The organism is Pseudomonas sp. CP-1 (genome assembly GCF_021213715.1).
In the GTDB taxonomy this organism is placed as follows: domain Bacteria; phylum Pseudomonadota; class Gammaproteobacteria; order Pseudomonadales; family Pseudomonadaceae; genus Pseudomonas; species Pseudomonas aeruginosa.
The window spans coordinates 67,168-83,498 of record NZ_JAJQKY010000019.1; the positions used below are offsets into that span (position 1 = coordinate 67,168).

The 16,331-nt window shown below is 67.6% G+C and carries 20 protein-coding genes; 11 read left to right on the forward strand and 9 right to left on the reverse strand.

From position 1 onward, the window contains the following. Positions 1 to 5 precede the first annotated feature (5 nt). The 3 genes from LT948_RS26840 (at position 6) to asnB (ending at position 2,800) form a co-directional block, all read left to right on the forward strand. Positions 6 to 146 (forward strand): PA0050 family protein, encoded by a 141-nt coding sequence (locus tag LT948_RS26840; protein WP_003083582.1) that lies wholly within the window; start codon positions 6 to 8, stop codon positions 144 to 146. Between the two features lie 61 nt (positions 147 to 207). After that, on the forward strand, positions 208 to 345 hold the full coding sequence (locus tag LT948_RS26845; protein WP_003083584.1) for a PA0050 family protein: 138 nt from the start codon (positions 208 to 210) through the stop codon (positions 343 to 345). Positions 346 to 967: 622 nt separating this feature from the next. Beyond that, positions 968 to 2,800: an asparagine synthase (glutamine-hydrolyzing) gene (gene asnB, locus LT948_RS26850; protein WP_023092239.1), complete on the forward strand. Its 1,833-nt coding sequence runs from the start codon at positions 968 to 970 to the stop codon at positions 2,798 to 2,800. A gap of 52 nt (positions 2,801 to 2,852) precedes the next feature. On the opposite strand, the gene LT948_RS26855 is transcribed toward asnB, so the two are convergent. The 4 genes from LT948_RS26855 to osaR all read right to left on the reverse strand — a co-directional run bounded on the left by LT948_RS26855 (position 2,853) and on the right by osaR (position 5,569). Then, positions 2,853 to 3,281 (reverse strand): cupin domain-containing protein, encoded by a 429-nt coding sequence (locus tag LT948_RS26855; RefSeq protein ID WP_003083588.1) that lies wholly within the window; start codon positions 3,279 to 3,281, stop codon positions 2,853 to 2,855. 208 nt (positions 3,282 to 3,489) lie between these two features. Then, positions 3,490 to 4,038: an RNA 2'-phosphotransferase gene (locus tag LT948_RS26860; protein WP_023095017.1), complete on the reverse strand. Its 549-nt coding sequence runs from the start codon at positions 4,036 to 4,038 to the stop codon at positions 3,490 to 3,492. Between the two features lie 38 nt (positions 4,039 to 4,076). Continuing rightward, positions 4,077 to 4,583 carry a DUF1993 domain-containing protein gene (locus LT948_RS26865; protein WP_003083593.1) on the reverse strand — a complete coding sequence of 169 codons (507 nt, stop codon included), beginning with the start codon at positions 4,581 to 4,583 and terminating at the stop codon, positions 4,077 to 4,079. 65 nt (positions 4,584 to 4,648) lie between these two features. After that, positions 4,649 to 5,569, reverse strand: coding sequence for an oxidative stress response transcriptional regulator OsaR (osaR, locus tag LT948_RS26870; protein WP_003083596.1), 921 nt, complete (start codon positions 5,567 to 5,569; stop codon positions 4,649 to 4,651). A gap of 107 nt (positions 5,570 to 5,676) precedes the next feature. On the opposite strand from osaR, the gene LT948_RS26875 reads away from it, so the two are divergent. The 4 genes from LT948_RS26875 to LT948_RS26890 all read left to right on the forward strand — a co-directional run bounded on the left by LT948_RS26875 (position 5,677) and on the right by LT948_RS26890 (position 8,214). Continuing rightward, positions 5,677 to 6,564 carry an MBL fold metallo-hydrolase gene (locus tag LT948_RS26875; protein ID WP_033995663.1) on the forward strand — a complete coding sequence of 296 codons (888 nt, stop codon included), beginning with the start codon at positions 5,677 to 5,679 and terminating at the stop codon, positions 6,562 to 6,564. Between the two features lie 62 nt (positions 6,565 to 6,626). Beyond that, a complete protein-coding gene (dsbM, locus tag LT948_RS26880) occupies positions 6,627 to 7,331 on the forward strand; it encodes a disulfide reductase DsbM (RefSeq protein WP_003136951.1) in 705 nt (234 codons plus the stop codon). A gap of 83 nt (positions 7,332 to 7,414) precedes the next feature. Beyond that, complete coding sequence (locus LT948_RS26885; protein ID WP_003118563.1) at positions 7,415 to 7,870, forward strand: OsmC family protein; 456 nt, start codon at positions 7,415 to 7,417, stop codon at positions 7,868 to 7,870. Between the two features lie 110 nt (positions 7,871 to 7,980). Continuing rightward, a complete protein-coding gene (locus LT948_RS26890; protein ID WP_003114662.1) occupies positions 7,981 to 8,214 on the forward strand; it encodes a DUF1161 domain-containing protein in 234 nt (77 codons plus the stop codon). Between the two features lie 11 nt (positions 8,215 to 8,225). Here LT948_RS26890 and LT948_RS26895 read toward each other — a convergent pair whose 3' ends face one another. Beyond that, complete coding sequence (locus LT948_RS26895; RefSeq protein WP_003083612.1) at positions 8,226 to 8,663, reverse strand: PA0061/PA0062 family lipoprotein; 438 nt, start codon at positions 8,661 to 8,663, stop codon at positions 8,226 to 8,228. A gap of 56 nt (positions 8,664 to 8,719) precedes the next feature. Then, positions 8,720 to 9,136 (reverse strand): PA0061/PA0062 family lipoprotein, encoded by a 417-nt coding sequence (locus LT948_RS26900; protein WP_003083614.1) that lies wholly within the window; start codon positions 9,134 to 9,136, stop codon positions 8,720 to 8,722. Between the two features lie 91 nt (positions 9,137 to 9,227). Between LT948_RS26900 and LT948_RS26905 the strand changes: the two genes are divergently transcribed. Beyond that, the gene (locus LT948_RS26905; protein ID WP_020750957.1) at positions 9,228 to 10,355 is read left to right on the forward strand and encodes an aminopeptidase; all 1,128 of its coding nucleotides are present in this window, start codon (positions 9,228 to 9,230) and stop codon (positions 10,353 to 10,355) included. Positions 10,356 to 10,362: 7 nt separating this feature from the next. Here LT948_RS26905 and LT948_RS26910 read toward each other — a convergent pair whose 3' ends face one another. The 3 genes from LT948_RS26910 to LT948_RS26920 are packed head-to-tail and all read right to left on the reverse strand — an operon-like array spanning position 10,363 to position 12,579. Next, entirely contained in the window at positions 10,363 to 11,346 is a 984-nt protein-coding gene (locus tag LT948_RS26910) for a hypothetical protein (protein ID WP_003114660.1), read from the reverse strand. A 32-nt stretch (positions 11,347 to 11,378) separates the two neighbouring features. Further along, a complete protein-coding gene (locus tag LT948_RS26915) occupies positions 11,379 to 12,044 on the reverse strand; it encodes an HAD family hydrolase (protein ID WP_015502122.1) in 666 nt (221 codons plus the stop codon). Then, complete coding sequence (locus LT948_RS26920) at positions 12,037 to 12,579, reverse strand: gamma carbonic anhydrase family protein (protein WP_003083618.1); 543 nt, start codon at positions 12,577 to 12,579, stop codon at positions 12,037 to 12,039. Before LT948_RS26920 ends, LT948_RS26915 begins: the two co-directional genes overlap by 8 nt. A 77-nt stretch (positions 12,580 to 12,656) precedes the next feature. On the opposite strand from LT948_RS26920, the gene prlC reads away from it, so the two are divergent. From prlC to LT948_RS26935, 3 genes are all read left to right on the forward strand, one after another. After that, positions 12,657 to 14,702, forward strand: coding sequence for an oligopeptidase A (gene prlC, locus LT948_RS26925; RefSeq protein WP_003083621.1), 2,046 nt, complete (start codon positions 12,657 to 12,659; stop codon positions 14,700 to 14,702). Further along, complete coding sequence (locus LT948_RS26930) at positions 14,699 to 14,974, forward strand: YheV family putative zinc ribbon protein (protein ID WP_003083624.1); 276 nt, start codon at positions 14,699 to 14,701, stop codon at positions 14,972 to 14,974. Before prlC ends, LT948_RS26930 begins: the two co-directional genes overlap by 4 nt. Positions 14,975 to 15,062: 88 nt before the next feature. Continuing rightward, positions 15,063 to 16,121: a PA0069 family radical SAM protein gene (locus LT948_RS26935; RefSeq protein WP_003083628.1), complete on the forward strand. Its 1,059-nt coding sequence runs from the start codon at positions 15,063 to 15,065 to the stop codon at positions 16,119 to 16,121. Positions 16,122 to 16,331 lie beyond the last annotated feature (210 nt).

The window sequence follows — 16,331 nt, forward strand, 5'->3', positions numbered from 1 at the left end:
GTCAGATGAAAAGGAAGATGCTGGCGGCTTCGCTGCTGCTGTGGATGTTCTCGCTGACGGCGCAGGCGGACTGCGCGGTGCTCGGGCCGGGGGAAGATCCCTGCGCGGGCCCGGTGCTGGGACCGACCGTCTGCGAGTGCCCGTGATGACCGACTGTACCCTCGACCAGGGACAGGGAGCGTTCGATTACCAACCAGGAGGTTGCAAATGAAGAAAGTACTGTTGGCTGTGTTCCTGCTCTGTGGCTTCTCTCTTACCGCCCAGGCCGCGTGCCCGGTTTTCGGCCCGTCCGAGGACCCGTGCAGCGGGCCGGTGTTCGGTCCGTCGACCTGCGAATGCCCTTGAGGTAGGTCGTCTGGCGGGCCCGGTGCAGCGGGCCCGCTTCCGGATGGATCGCTCGAAGTTGCCTGCTTTAATTCTCCATTCCCCGCGCCGCCCTACTTTTCCCGCTCGTCCATCGTCGCGTCGAACGTTGCCACGAAATCAGCGTCGGTGGACAACTCTTATATTCAATAGTTGTACGATCTGAGTTTGTTGTAGTCATTTGCTTAGTTGGCTATCCATATGATTGCCGTAAAGCAATTATAAGTTTAATTGGATTAGCTTTCTAAGTCTTTGGAAAGAGCCGTGAACGACCCTGTAATATCTGGTTGTAGAGCCGCGTAATGATGTTTCAGGATGTTTCATTAATTTTGTAGACTATTGTTTTTCCTTTGTTTTTTTAAAAACAGCTACCAGATTTAGATAGATATTAATTAACTCGGCCACGTTTTTTCCTGTTCTATCATTGGCCTTCCTTGGGCGCAGGCCTGCCGAAACTGCTTATCTTCAGGTCCTCGAAAAGTTCATACATCGACCGCCTTGGGCGAAGCATTCGTACGCCGGCAATCTGGCCGGCCGCACGGATGTTTTCAGCATGTTCTCTGGATGAATTTCCCGATAAAACATCAATTAGAGGAGTTTCCCTATGTGCGGTCTCGCGGGTTGGGTGGATTACACGCGCAAGCTCGACGACGAATTTCCGGCGATCTTCGCCATGACCGATACGCTCGCCTTGCGCGGGCCGGATGCCGAGGGCATCTGGAAGCACCGCAACGCCCTGCTGGGTCACCGGCGGCTGGCGGTCATCGACCTCAGCGGCGGCGTGCAGCCGATGTCCTATCGCTTTCCCACCGGCCAGGAGGTCACCCTCGTCTACACCGGCGAGGTGTACAACCACGATGCCCTGCGCGAGCGGTTGCGCCGGGCCGGACACGAGTTCCGCACCCGCAGCGATACCGAGGTGGTCCTGCACGCCTATCTGCAATGGGGCGAGCGTTGTTGCGAGTACCTGACCGGGATGTTCGCCTTCGCCGTCTTCGATGGCCGCGACGGCCACCTGCTGCTGGTGCGCGACCGCTTGGGCATCAAGCCGCTGTATTACGCGCGGCACCGCGAGGGACTGCTGTTCGGCTCGGAGATCAAGTCCATCCTGGCGCATCCGGAATTCGCCGCCAGGCTCGACGCGGTCGGCCTGGCCGACCTCCTGACGCTGTCCCGGGGCACTTCGCAGACGCCGTTCCGCGAGGTCCAGGAACTGCTGCCCGGCCACCTGCTGTCCTGGCGTCCCAATTCCCAGGCGAAGTTGCGCCGCTACTGGGAGGTGCGCCGCCAGGAGCATGCCGACGACCTGCAGAGCACCGTGCAGCGCACCCGCGAACTGGTCACCCGCGCCCTGGGGTCGCAATTGCACGCCGACGTTCCGGTGTGTTCGCTGCTATCGGGTGGGCTCGATTCGACCGCCCTGACCGGCATCGCCCAGCGCATCGCGAAGGCGGAGCACGGCGGCGACATCAATTCATTCTCGGTGGACTTCGTCGGTCAGGCCGAGCAGTTCCGCAGCGACGACCTGCGTCCCGACCAGGACCAGCCGTTCGCCCTGCTGGCCGCGCAGTACATCGGCAGCCGTCATCGCACCGTGCTCATCGACAATGCCGAACTGGTCTGCGAACGAGCGCGCGAAGAGGTATTCCGGGCCAAGGACGTACCTTTCACCTTCGGCGACATGGATACCTCGCTGCACCTGATGTTCGGCGAGATCCGCCGGCATTCCACGGTGGCCATCTCCGGCGAAGGCGCCGACGAGCTGTTCGGTGGCTACGGCTGGTTCCGCGATCCGCAGGCGGTGGCTGCGGCGCGCTTCCCCTGGGCCTCCAGGGTGCATTTGCCGGCCGGCTTCATCGACGCCGGTTTCAACCGCCGCTGCGATCTCCTCCAGTACCAGCAGGCCAGCTACGACGATGGGCTGCGCCAGGTCGAACACCTGGCCGGCGACAGCCCGGAGGAGCGGCGGATGCGCGAGTTCAGCCACCTGCACCTGAAGCGCTGGATGGTGCTGCTGCTCGAACGCAAGGATCGCCTGAGCATGTGCAACGGCCTGGAGGTGCGGGTGCCCTACACCGACCATGAACTGGTGGAGTACGTCTACAACGTGCCCTGGTCGATCAAGAGCCGGGACGGCGAGGAGAAGTGGCTGCTCAAGCGGGCCTGCGCCGACTATGTCCCGGAAGCCGTGCTCAAGCGCCGCAAGAGCCCTTATCCGACTTCTGCCAACCTCGGCTACGAGCGTTTCCTGCGCGGGAGCGTGCGGCGCTTGCTGGAGGACGCGGCGAACCCGGTGTTCGGCATCGTTTCGCGGGAGTTCCTGGCCGCCGAACTGGAGCATCCGGAGGGGTACTTCAACACCCAGGTGAGCCGCCACAACCTGGAGACCGCGCTGGCGCTGGAAGGCTGGCTCAGGTTGTACGGGCTCTCCGCCTGAGCGTGATGCGGGGCGTGGCGGGCCCGGGCTGCTGTCCGGCCCGCCGGCGTCTTCAGGCGTCGGGCATTTCGCCGCGTTCGCCGAGCCCCACCGGCATGCCTTCCACGCCGGCATGGAACAGCAGGGCTTCCACCGGTTCGGCCCCGGCTATCAGGCGATGGATGATGTTCATCAGGCAACCCGCCGCCTCGCCTTCCAGCACCCGCGTGCTCTGGGCACCGTCGCGGGTCTCCAGGCGCAGTTCGCCCTTGAGCACGTAGAGCGCGCTGGGCATCGGATGGACCTGCCAGTCCAGGCGTTCGTGGGCGGCCAGGCTCAGGCGCTGCACGGTGAGCTGCGGCTGGCCGAGGGGATAGCCGAGGTAGAGCGAGCCGTTCCAGGCGCAGCCGCTGCGCAGCAGGGTTTCGCGGTGCGGACTGGTTGCGGCCGGGAGGTCGCGGCTGGGTGGGAACACATGCACGTGGCTGGGGCGAAGATCCATCGGGCGTCCTGCGCTTGTCGGTATCTTTCCTCAGTCAAGCCGGCTTTCACCGCCTGCTCCACTGCCGCTTCTGCTAGGCGGCAGCGGGCCATCAAGGAGGCGGTTGGTTCATCGCAGGCGGCGGCTTTCTCCTTTTAGCCTCGGCGCATCGGCGGATAACGCTGCGCGTTATGCGCCCTACGACTTCCCGATGAGAGGCGATGCCTTCTCAAGCCTCGCGGATGAACCGCACGGGTACCCGCTCGGTCAGCCAGACGCCGTTCTCCGCCTGGTGGAATAGGTGCCCGGCCAGGTGCATGTCGCGCGCGTCGATTTCCAGCAGAACCGGGTTGCCGTAGCGGCGGCCGACTTCCAGGGCGGTGGCGCGGCGGGCGGAGAGATGGACGTGGTGGCGGCTGCCGGGGACCAGGCCGCGCTCGCGGATGGAGTCGAGGAAGCGGCTGGCGGTGCCGTGGTAGAGCACTGCGGGCGGGACCGCGGGGGCGTAGGCGATGGCCACCGCGGCATGCGAGTGGCCTTGCACGGCGCGGATGCGCTGGCCATCGGCGGAGAGGGCGAAGCGCTTTTTGTCGTTGTTCTCGACCACCGCGCCGAGCAGCACGCGGTCGAGGGCGCGGCCGTCCCGCGCCGCGCCGGCGATCAGGGCGTCGATGTCGGCCCAGCCTTGGCCGTCCAGCGTCAGGCCGATGGCCTCGGGCTGGTGGCGAAGGACATAGCTGAGGAACTTGCTGGTGTCGTCGAGGGTTTTCCGATCCATTCCATGGTCCTTGTGCGTGCCATCCCGGCGCGGGAACCTCAGGCGCCGCCGAGGAAGTCCATCTTGCCCAGTTCGACGCCGTTGTGGCGGAGGATGGCGTAGGCGGTGGTGACGTGGAAGAAGAAGTTGGGCAGGGCGAAGCCGAAGAGGAAGTCGCGGCCGTTGAAGCTGATCTCCTGGCCGCGCACCTTGAGGGTCACGTTGCGCTCTTCGGCGCCGTCCAGTTGTTCCTCGCGGATGCCCTCGAGGAACTCGACGGTGCGGGCGATGCGTGCCTGGAGTTCGTCGAAGGTGGTTTCCGTATCCGCGTAGCTCGGCACTTCCAGCCCGGCCAGCCGCGCGCCGGCGCCCTTGGCGGCGTCGCTGGCGATCTGTACCTGGCGCGCCAGGGGGAACATGTCCGGCGCCAGCCGGGCGTCGATGAAGATGCGCGGATCGATGTTCTTCGCTTCGGCGTGGGCGGCGGCTTTCTTCAGGATCGCCGAGAGGTTGCCGAGGGTGCGCAGGAAGGTCGGGATCGAAGCCTGGTAGATCGACAGGGACATGGACGTGCTCCAGACAGGGGATAAAGGTGCGTCGAAGGCGGCGCGTCCAGCAGTCTACCCGGCTTTCACGCCAGCGCCAGGGGGCCCGCCTCGTCCCAGTGCGGATCGGCCGCCATCCGTTCGACCAGGAAGTCCAGCAGCGCCCGCAGCGCCGGCGGCATCTGCCGGCGCGAGGCGTACACCGCGTGGATGCCGAGCACCTGCGGCGACCACTCCGGCAGCAGCGCCACCAGGCGTCCGCTACGGATCAGCGGGGCTGCCGAGTACAGCGGCTGCTGGCTGATCCCGGCACCGGCGGCGGCGGCCTCCAGCAGCACGGTGGATTCGTTGGCGCTGAGACTGCCTCCCACCGGCACGCTGGTCGGCTCGCCGTCGCGCTCGAACTGCCAGAGACTGCGGCCGAAGTAGGAGTAGGTCAGGCAGTTGTGCAGCGCCAGGTCCTCCGGGCGTCGCGGAGTGCCGTGGCGGCGCAGGTAGTCCGGCGCGGCGCAGATCACCGAGCGGCATTCGCCGAGGCGGCGGGCGATCAGGTTGGGGTCGAGCTGGTTGGCGATGCGCAGGGCCAGGTCGATGCGCTCCTCCACCAGGTTGACCACCTGGCTGTTGACCTGCAGGTCGATGGCGGTGCCCGGGTAGCGCTCGACGAAGGCGGCGGCGGCACGGGTCAGCCAGGCCTGGGCGAAGGACAGGCTGCTGGTGATGCGCAGGGTGCCGCGCGGGCTGTCGCGGCGGGTCTGGCCGGTGGCCTGCATGGCGTCGGCCACGGCGAGCATCTCGCGGCACTGCGGCAACAGCTCCGCGCCGGCGTCGGTCAGGCTCAGGCGGCGGGTGCTGCGGTGCAGCAGGCGTGCGCCGACCCACTCCTCCAACTCGGCGAGGTAGCGCGAGACCATCGCCCGGGACATGTCCAGACGCTCGGCGGCGGCGGTCTGGCTGCCGCTGTCGATGACCTCGACGAAGACGCGAGTGGCGGTCAGGCGGTCCATGATTCGCTCGATCCATGCAACAAAGCTGTGATTATTGCGGGGCTTTTTGCGCGCTTTCAAGCAACTAACATGGCAAGCCTCTGATCCCACTGCCTGGAGAACCGCTCATGTCGCGCCATGGATTGCTTCGTTCCCTGTTCGCCGCCGCCGCCCTGCTGGGTGCCGCCGGCGTCTTCGCCGCCAGCGCCGAACCGCTGCGGCTGGAGGTCTACAACCCCGGCGAGAAGGCGATCTTCGCCGTGTCCTCGGAACTGCTGGTGGGCCAGCGCGAGGCGATGCTGATCGACGCGCAGTTCTCCCGCGCCGACGCCGAGCAACTGGTCAAGCGTATCCAGGCCAGCGGCAAGACCCTCAGCACTATCTACATCAGCCACGGCGACCCGGACTTCTACTTCGGCCTCGACGTGCTGAAGGCCGCCTTCCCCGAGGCGAAGATCCTCGCGACGGCGCAGACCGTCGCACACATCCAGGCGACCAAGGACGCCAAGCTGGCCTACTGGGGGCCGATCCTCAAGGACAACGCGCCGACGTCGCTGGTGGTGCCGGAGCCGCTGAAGGGCGACCAGTTGAAGCTGGAAGGCCATGCCCTGAAGGTGGTCGACCTGAAGGGGCCGAGCCCGGACCGCACGGTGCTGTGGATTCCGTCGCTGAAGACGGTGGTTGGTGGCGTGCTGGTGGAATCCGGTTCGCACGTCTGGACCGCCGATACCCAGACCCAGGCCTCGCGCCAGGCCTGGGTGGCGATGCTCGACCGGATCGAGGCGCTGCAACCGCGGCGCGTGGTGCCCGGCCATTTCACCGGCGAGGAGCCGAAGGGCCTGGACGGCGTGCGCTTCACCCGTGACTACCTGATGGCCCTGGAAGCCGAACTGCCCAAGGCCAGGGATTCCGCCGCGCTGGTCGAGGCGATGAAGCGTCGCTACCCGAACCTGCCGGGCGAGGAAGGCCTGGAGCTGAGCGCCAAGGTGCTCAAGGGCGAGATGCAGTGGCCCTGAGCCGCGCCCGCCGATAGCCGCTGATCGAGGCGTCCCCTGCGGGGCGTCTCGTGGAGACCGAGATGAACGACCTCACCCTGCATTACCTCTACGATCCGCTCTGCGGCTGGTGCTACGGCGCCTCACCGCTGCTCGCCGCCGCCCGCGAGGTGACGGGTCTGGACGTACGCCTGCATGGCGGCGGCATGATGACCGATGCCAACCGCCAGCCGGTCGGCGCCGGTCTGCGCCACTACGTGATGCCCCATGACCTGCGGATCGCCCAGCTGACCGGCCAGCCGTTCGGCAAGGACTACTTCGACGGCCTGCTGCGCGACACCAGCGCGGTATTCGACTCGGCCCCGCCGACCGCCGCCGTGCTTGCCGCCGAAGCGCTCGACGGCCTCGGCGCGGCGATGCTGGCGCGGATCCAGCGTGCCCACTACGTCGAGGGCCGGCGTATCGCCGAGCGTCCGGTGCTGCTCGAGCTGGGTGCCGAACTGGGGCTTGGCGAGGGCTTCGCCGAGGCGTTCGACGCCTGCTCCGGCGAGCCGCTGCGCGCGCACTTCGCCGACAGTCGGCGGCTGATGAACCGTCTCGGCGCCGCTGGCTTCCCGACCTTCGCCCTGGAGCGCGACGGCCGCCTGCAGGTGCTCGACACCGGGCGCTACCTCGGCCAGCCGGACGACTGGCGGGCTTTCCTCGAAACGCAGCTGCGCCTTGCCGGCGGCAGCGGTGCCTTGGGCGGGGCCGCGGCGCCGCTCTGCCGCATCGACGGTTGCGCCTGAATCCCGCCGCCGCGCAAGCGGACTGAACTTGTCCGGCTGCGTCGTCCTCCCATGTAGACATGCCCGCTCGCCGACGCGAGCGGATGTCCATCCACAGCTCCGGAGGAGTCGACATGAAGAAGACGGCATCGGCGGTCTGGCAAGGCGGCCTGAAAGACGGCAAGGGCACCCTTTCCACCGAAAGCGGCGCGCTCAAGGACAACCCCTATGGCTTCAATACCCGCTTCGAGGGCGCACCGGGAACCAACCCGGAAGAGCTGATCGGCGCGGCCCACGCCGGCTGCTTCAGCATGGCTCTGTCGATGATGCTCGGCGAGGCCGGCCTGACCGCCGAACGTATCGAGACCCGCGCCGAGGTCACCCTCGACAAGCAGTCCGACGGTTTCGCCATCACTGCCGTGCACCTGGTGCTCAGGGCGCGCGTGCCGGGGGCGGACGCGCAAACCTTCGAGCAGATCGCCAACAAGGCCAAGGCCGGTTGCCCGGTATCCAAGGTGCTCAACGCGAAGATCAGCCTGGACGCCAGCCTCGACGGCTGAGCGGAACGCTTCCCCAGCCCGGCGAACTGGCCCTGGCCTGCCGCAGTCGAATGCGGCAGGATGCGCTGCGCAGCACTCGGCTGCCAGGCATCGACGAGGAGTGACGGGTCATGAAAACCATCGGGCTGGGGATTGCCACCTTGCTGTTCAGCGCCACGGCGCTGGCCGCGCCGAAGCCGTGCGAGGAACTCAAGGCGGAGATCGAGACCAAGATCCAGTCGGCCGGGGTGACCTCCTACACCCTGGAGATCGTGCGCAACGACGAAGTCAGCGACCCGAACATGGTGGTCGGCAGTTGCGAGAACGGCACCAAGAAGATCATCTACCAGAAGAACGACGACTGAGCCGCTGCGTTTCAGTACGGCGGGCAGCGGCTGGTCTGGAAGTTCGAACGGGCGACCACCTCGCCACGCTCGTCGCTCAGTAGCGCCAGCGCCCTGCGCAATTGCGGGCGCACCTCCAGGCGATAGCGCCGGCCCGCCTCGAAGCCGTCATAGACCACCTGCTGGTAGCAGTTGATTTGCACCGGCTCGCCGAAGCCGCCGCCCCCGCCGCCGGAACCGCCATAGAGTTCGTACTGGAAGCGCACCTCCAGCACATGGCGTCCCGGAGTGACCTGGAAGTAGCGCCCGTCGCTCAACCGCTCGCCGTCCAGGCGCTCGGCCAGCAGGGTGTTGGCCGGCGCGCTGCGCAGCTCGACCCAGGCCATCTGCGGGTCCGGCTGCGGCAGCGGTCCGGCGCAGCCGGCGAGGAGCAGCAGCGCGAGCGGGACGAGACGGGTGAGTGGACGCATGGGGCGGGCTCCGGAGGGCGTTCAGCTCCTAGCATAGCGCCCTCGCCTTGCGCCGTTCAGACCTTCGCGCAGCGCCCCTCGCGGCCGCGCGCCAGTTCCCTGTTGTCCTGGTCGTAGAGCTTCGCCCAGGGACGGAAGCCGATGTGCCCGGCCTCCAGGCGGTAGCGCTGGCCGGCGCTGAAGTCCTTGAACTTGAGGTTGAGCTGGCAATCGCGCCAGAGCGGGCTGTCCACGGGGCCGATGTTGGTCGGGTCGACGGTGAACTGGTAGCGCACCGTGAGTTCGCGGGTGCCGGGATCGACCTCGAAGTAGCGCGTGCGGTCCCAGCTCTTGTCGTCGACTTCCACGGCGGCGAGATCGGCGTCGGGCTGGGTATCGAGGTCGACCCAGGCGCGGTTCGGGTCGGGGGTGGGCATCAGCAGTGAGCAGCCGCTCAGGACGAGCAGGCCACCGGCAAGCAGCAGCGTACGCATAGAAGACTCCGAAGCTCCTTTAACCCGGCCGCCATCCGTCGCGCCTTGGAAAAACGCCTTGCGTTCCTCCGCCTCGCCGGATCGCGGACCGGTGCTGGTAGGGCGGCGGGCGGTCCGCGTGCTGTGCTATGTTCCGCCCATGCCACGCCGCCTTCGCCATCCGCTTGCTGACCTTCGACTGCCCCGTTGGGTTCCCTGCCTGGCGCTGTTGGCGCTGAGCGGTTGCTCGACCGTCTCCTACTACGGGCAACTGGCCAGCGGCCAGTTCGCCCTGCTGCGCGCCCGCGAGCCGGCCGCCGCGGTGATCGCCGACCCGCAGCGCGACGCGCGCTTGCGCGAACGCCTGGCGAAGGCGGAAAAGGCCCGGCAATTCGCCAGCGAACGCCTCGGCCTGCCGGACAACCGCAGCTATCGCCTGTACGCCGATATCGGCCGGCCCTACGTGGTATGGAACGTGTTCGCCACCCCGGAGCTGTCGCTGCAGCCGGTCACCCATTGCTTCCCCATCGCCGGCTGCGTGGCCTACCGCGGCTACTACAGCGAGGCCGCCGCGCGCGCCGAGGCGGCGCGCCAGCGGGCGCTCGGCGACGACGTCTACGTCGGCGGGGTGCAGGCCTACTCGACCCTCGGCTGGTTCGACGATCCGATCCTCAGCAGCATGCTGCGCTGGGACGACGAACGGCTGGCGACCTTGATCTTCCACGAACTGGCGCACCAGAAGTTCTACCTGCGCGACGACACCGCCTTCAACGAATCCTTCGCCACCTTCGTCGAACAGGAAGGTACCCGCCAGTGGCGCGAGTATCGTGGACTGCCGCCGGCGGACGGCCGCGAGGAGAAGCGCCGCGAGCAGTTCACCGCGCTGGTCCTGGCCAGTCGTGCGCGCCTCGAAGCACTCTATGCCGGGCCGTTGGACGATGCCGCCAAGCGTGCCGGCAAGGCTGCCGAATTCCAGCGCCTGCGCCGCGAGTACGCGGCGCTGAGCCAGCGCGAATGGGGCGGCGAGTCGCCGTTCAAGGCCTGGATCGACGCGCCGTTCAACAATGCCAAGCTGCTTCCCTTCGGCCTCTACGACCAATGGGTGGCGGCGTTCGCCGCGCTGTTCCGCCAGGTCGGTGGCAACTGGCCGGCGTTCTATGCGCGGGTCCGTGCCCTTGGCCAGCTCCCCCTGGCAGAGCGCCAGGCGGCGTTGCAGCGGCTGGCCGCCGCAGCGCCCTGACGCCTGCTCAGGCGGCGAGCTGGTCGGCGTAGCACCAGCGCGTGGCCAGCCGGCCGATCGGCCAGAGCAGCGCCAACAGGCCGACGCCGAGCAGCGCCACCAGCAGCGTATAGCCGATGCCAGCGGGCGCCAGGCCGAGGATCATCAGCAGCGCCAGCCCCCCGCCGACCGCCAGCAGCGCGACGCTCCAGAGCAGCATGGCGACCACCGCGAGCAGCAGCGCGCGGCCGGCGGCGAAGCGTTGCAGGCGCGCCGGCAGGCGCGTGCAGACGGCGCCGAAGAGCAGCGCCGCGGGCAGCGCCACGCCGCTCAGGTACAGGCCGTATAGCCAAGGCTCGTCGTAGCGCAGCAGGGCGTAGGGAAGGAACTGCATCAGCTTGAAACACAGCGTGGCGAAACACAGCGCGGCGCCCAGGGCGACCTGCCAGGCAGCGACGCGGGCTTCTTCCCCTTCGGCCAGGCGCGGCGAGTTCACCCGGCTGCCGAGCAGCACCAGCCCCAGCGGCAGCAGGCTGCCCAGGAGCAGGTAGACCCAGCTCATCGCTTCGTTGAACGCCATCAGCCAGACGCCGTAGCTGGATTGCGCCGTCACCCACTGGTAGAACGGCAGCGTCAGCGGTGCCAGGCCGATCCCGGCGAGCATGCCGCAGACCAGGTTGAGCAGACCGTAGCCGATCAGCAGCAGCGCCAGCGGGCGGAACTCGACGAGCTGCCGCTTCTCGCGGTAGGCATGCAGCACCAGCAGGTTGGCCGCCGCGTAGAACACCAGGCCGGTGAACCAGTGCGGCGCCATCAGTTGCAGGTGCTCGGAGAAACGCTGGCGGATCTCGCCGATGTCGTTGTACCACTGGATGCCCAGGCTCACGGCGAAGGACAGGCAGGTGACCAGCGCCAGCACCGCGATGAACGCATAGGGCTGGGTGGTGGCGGGCACCTCTCTGGCCGGCGGCTGCACCGGGGCGGTGGGGGTGGCGAAGGGGTTGTCGGTCATGTCAGGCGTCCTTGTCTGAAACGGAGCATGGGTCAGTGGGATTCCAATACCTGCCGCAGGGCGGCGAGGTCGGCGCAGTAATGGGTCGGCTGGTGCGCGCGCAGTTCGTCTTCGCTGCCGAAGCCGTAGCCGACGCCGATGCAGGCGACACCGTTGCGGCTGGCGCCGAGCAGGTCGTGCATGCGGTCGCCGATCATCAGGCAATGCTCCGCTGCCAGGCCTTCGCTGTCGAGCAGATGGCGGATCAGTTCGTCCTTGTGCGTGCGGGTGCCGTCCAGCTCACTGCCGTAGATCGCCTTGAAGTGACGGTCGAAGGCGAAGTGGCGGGCGATCTCGCGGGCGAACTCGCCGGGCTTGCTGGTCGCGACGTAGAGCGTGTGGCCGCGTCCGACCAGGGCTTCGAGCAGCTCGGGAATGCCGTCGAACACGCGGTTCTCGTAGAGACCGGTGACCCTGAAGCGCTCGCGGTAGTGGTTCACCGCCTCCCAGGCGCGCGCTTCGTCGAAGCCGTAGGTCTGCATGAAGCACTGCAACAGCGGGGGGCCGATGAAGTGCTCCAGGCGCGCCAGGTCCGGCTCGTCGATGCCCAGGCGGGCGAGGGCGAACTGCACCGAGCGGGTGATGCCCTCGCGTGGGTCGGTGAGGGTGCCGTCGAGATCGAAGAGGATGTTCGGGTAGCGCAGCGCGGCGTCACGCATGGTAGTCCTCGGCGATGTGCAGGTCCTTGAGCTTCACGTAGTTGCCGGCGGTGTAGGCGAAGAAGCCGCGCTCCTTGTCGCTCAGCGGACGGGCCTTCTTCGCCGGGCTGCCGACGTAGAGGAAGCCGCTCTCCAGCACCTTGCCCGGCGGCACCAGGCTGCCGGCGCCGAGGATCACTTCGTCCTCGATCACCGCGCCGTCCATGACGATCGAGCCCATCCCCACCAGAACCCGGTTGCCGATGCTGCAACCGTGCAGCAGGACCTTGTGCCCGACGGTCACTTCGTCGCCGATGCTCAGCGGAAAACCGTCCGGGTTGAAGGGGCCGGCGTGGGTGATGTGCAGCACGCTGCCGTCCTGGATGCTGCTGCGCTGGCCGATGCGGATGCGGTGCATGTCGCCGCGGATCACCACCAGCGGCCAGACCGAGCTGTCGGCGCCGATCTCGATGTCGCCGACGAGCACGGCCGAGGGATCGACGAAGACCCGCTCGCCGAGCAGTGGCGTTTTGCCCTGGTAGGAACGAATGGTCACGATAGTTTTCCTCAGGCTGCGGATGCCGCCGATTGTATTTAAGATGGTCGGGTATTTCCTTAGCCAAGGTTGCCAACGTGAGCGCGAATCCCCTTCTGCAGGCCTACGACCTGCCGCCTTTCTCCTCCATTCGCCCGGAACACGTGAAGCCGGCCATCGAGCGGATCCTCGCCGATAACCGCGCCGCCATCGCCCGCCTGCTGGAAACCCAGCGCGAGCAGCCGACCTGGAAGGGCCTGGTGCTGGCGATGGACGAACTCAACGACCGTCTGGGCGCCGCCTGGAGTCCGGTCAGCCACCTCAACGCGGTGTGCAACAGCGCCGAGCTGCGCGAGGCCTATGAGGCCTGTCTGCCGGAGCTGTCGGCCTACTCCACCGAGCTGGGGCAGAACCGCGCCCTGTTCGAGGCCTACGAGGCGCTGGCGAAGAGCCCCGAGGCGGCCGGCTTCGACGTGGCCCAGAAAACCATCCTCGAACACGCCCTGCGCGACTTCCGCCTGTCCGGCATCGACTTGCCGGCGGACAAGCAGAAGCGCTATGCCGAGGTGCAGTCGCGCCTGTCCGAGCTGGGTAGCCGTTTCTCCAACCAGCTGCTCGACGCCACCCAGGCCTGGACCAAGCATGTCACCGACGAAGCCGCGCTGGCCGGCCTGACCGATTCGGCCAAGGCCCAGATGAAGCAGGCCGCCGAGGCCAAGGGCCTGGACGGCTGGCTGATCAGCCTGGAGTTCCCCAGCTACTACGCGGTGATGACCTATGCCGATGACCGCGCCCTGCGCGAAGAGGTATACGCCGCCTACTGCACCCGCGCCTCCGACCAGGGCCCGAACGCCGGGCAGAACGACAACGGTCCGGTGATGGAAGAGATCCTCGACCTGCGCCAGGAGCTGGCCGGCCTGCTCGGCTTCGCCAACTACGCCGAGCTGTCGCTGGCGACCAAGATGGCCGAGTCCAGCGACCAGGTGCTCAGCTTCCTCCGCGACCTGGCGGTGCGCAGCAAGCCGTTCGCCGCCCGCGACCTGGAGCAGCTGCGCGCCTACGCCGCCGAGCAGGGCTGCACCGAATTGCAGAGCTGGGACGCCGGCTACTACGCCGAGAAACTCCGCGAGGCGCGCTACAGCGTGTCCCAGGAGGCGCTGCGTGCCTACTTCCCGGTGGACAAGGTGCTTTCCGGCCTGTTCGCCATTGTCGAGCGCCTCTACGGCATCCAGATCCGCGAACTGCACGATTTCGAGCGCTGGCACGCCGACGTACGCCTGTTCGAGATCCTCGAGAACGGCGAGCACGTCGGCCGCTTCTACTTCGACCTCTATGCCCGCGCCAACAAGCGCGGCGGTGCCTGGATGGACGGCGCCCGCGACCGCCGGCGCGACGCCCAGGGCCGGCTGATCGACCCGGTGGCCTACCTGGTGTGCAACTTCACCCCGGCGGTGAACGGCAAGCCGGCGCTGCTGACCCACGACGAGGTCACTACCCTGTTCCACGAGTTCGGCCATGGCCTGCACCACCTGCTGACCCGCGTCGAGCATGCCGCCGCCTCCGGGATCAACGGGGTGGCCTGGGACGCCGTCGAGCTGCCCAGCCAGTTCATGGAGAACTGGTGCTGGGAGCCGGAAGGCCTGGCGCTGATCTCCGCCCACTACGAGACCGGCGAGGCGCTGCCGCAGGACCTGCTGGAGAAGATGCTGGCGGCGAAGAACTTCCAGTCCGGGATGATGATGGTCCGCCAGCTGGAGTTCTCCCTCTTCGACTTCGAGCTGCACGCCACCCACGGCGACGGCCGCAGCGTGCTGCAGGTGCTCGAGGGCATCCGCGACGAAGTGGCGGTGATGCGTCCGCCGGCGTACAACCGCTTCGCCAACAGCTTCGCGCACATCTTCGCCGGCGGCTACGCGGCCGGTTACTACAGCTACAAGTGGGCCGAGGTGCTGTCCGCCGATGCCTTCTCGCGTTTCGAGGAAGAAGGCGTGTTCAACCCCGATACCGGGCGCGCCTTCCGCGAGGCGATCCTGGCCCGCGGCGGCTCCCGCGAGCCGATGCTGTTGTTCGTCGACTTCCGCGGTCGCGAGCCGTCCATCGACGCCCTGCTGCGTCACTCCGGGCTGGTCGGGGAGGCCGCATGAGCCCGGCGATCACCAGGAAGCGCTTCATCGCCGGGGCGGTCTGCCCGGCGTGCAGCGAACAGGACAAGATCCAGATGTGGGAAGAGGACGGCGTGCCGCACCGCGAATGCGTGGCCTGCGGCTACGCCGACACGCTCAACGCCCAGGGTCAGTCGATCCCGAAGGAGCTGGGTACGCGGGTCAACCAGAACGCGCCGAAGCCGGCCAACCCGAAGGTGCAGTCGGTGCAGTTCTTCCCCAATCCCAAGCTGAAGAAGAAGCCCGACGCCTGACCGCTCGCCGCCGACCGGCGGCGATGGCTGTGGGTCGGGGCCCGGTGCGATACTGTATCCATATACAGTATTTCGCCGGGTTCCCCTCATGAGCGCTCCCCTGCCCCCGCGCGGTCGCGGTACCGCCAGCAACCCCCTCAACCGCTTCGCCCCGACCCACAGCGAGGCCTTCGACGATGGCTGGGAGCAGGACGTGCCGCCGATCCAGCTCACCGAGGTGCGCGAGGAGATCGCCCGCACGGTGATCTCCCGCAACCAGTCGCCGGACCTCCCTTTCGATCGCTCGATCAATCCCTACCGTGGTTGCGAGCATGGCTGCATCTACTGCTATGCGCGGCCCAGCCATGCCTATTGGGACCTCTCGCCGGGGATCGATTTCGAGACCCGGTTGATCGCCAAGAGCAACGTCGCCAGCGCGCTGGAGCAGGAACTGAGCAAGCCCGGCTATCGCTGCGCGCCGATCAACCTGGGTGCCAATACCGACCCCTACCAGCCGCTGGAACGCGAACGCCGCCTGACCCGCCAGGTGCTGGAGGTGCTGCTGCGCTTCCGTCACCCGCTGACCATCGTCACCAAGGGCTCGCTGATCCTTCGCGACCTCGACCTGCTGCGCGAACTGGCGGAGCAGAACCTGGTGGCGGTGATGATCAGCCTGACCACCCTCGACGACGAGCTGAAGCGCATTCTCGAACCGCGCGCGGCGGCGCCCTCGGCGCGACTGCGGGCGATCCGCACGCTCAGCGGCAACGGCATCCCGGTGGGCGTGCTCTGCTCGCCGATGATCCCGATGGTCAACGACATGGAGCTGGAGCGCCTGCTCCAGGCGGCGCGGGACGCCGGCGCGCGCAGCGCCGCGTACATGCTCCTGCGCCTGCCGCGCGAAGTCGGTCCGCTGTTCGAGGAATGGCTGGCGGCGCACTACCCGCAACGCGCCGAGCATGTGATGAGCCTGGTCCGCCAATGCCGTGGCGGCGAGGTCTACGACAGCCGCTTCGGCCACCGCTTTCGCGGCCAGGGACCGTTCGCCGACCTGCTGGCGCAGCGTTTCGCGGTGGCGATGAAGCGCCTCGGGCTGGACCGCCGCGAGGGCTTCGGGCTGGATTGCAGCCGGTTCGCCGTGCCGGGGGCGCAGATGGCGTTGTTCTAGCGTTTTCCCCGCGGCGCAGCATTTCGTATAGGGCGGAGTAGCGGCGGAGCGTGCCGGTGGCGGTATCCGCCCTGCGGGAAGAACCGCTGCCGCCGGGGAAGCCGGAAACGTCGGAAGCAGCCGTCCCGGCGAACGCTCGCCCTTCAGGCCGGCCGGGTCAGCGCGCCAGGCCCCTCAACGAAACGGCGACCCGAAGGTCGCCGTCGCGTT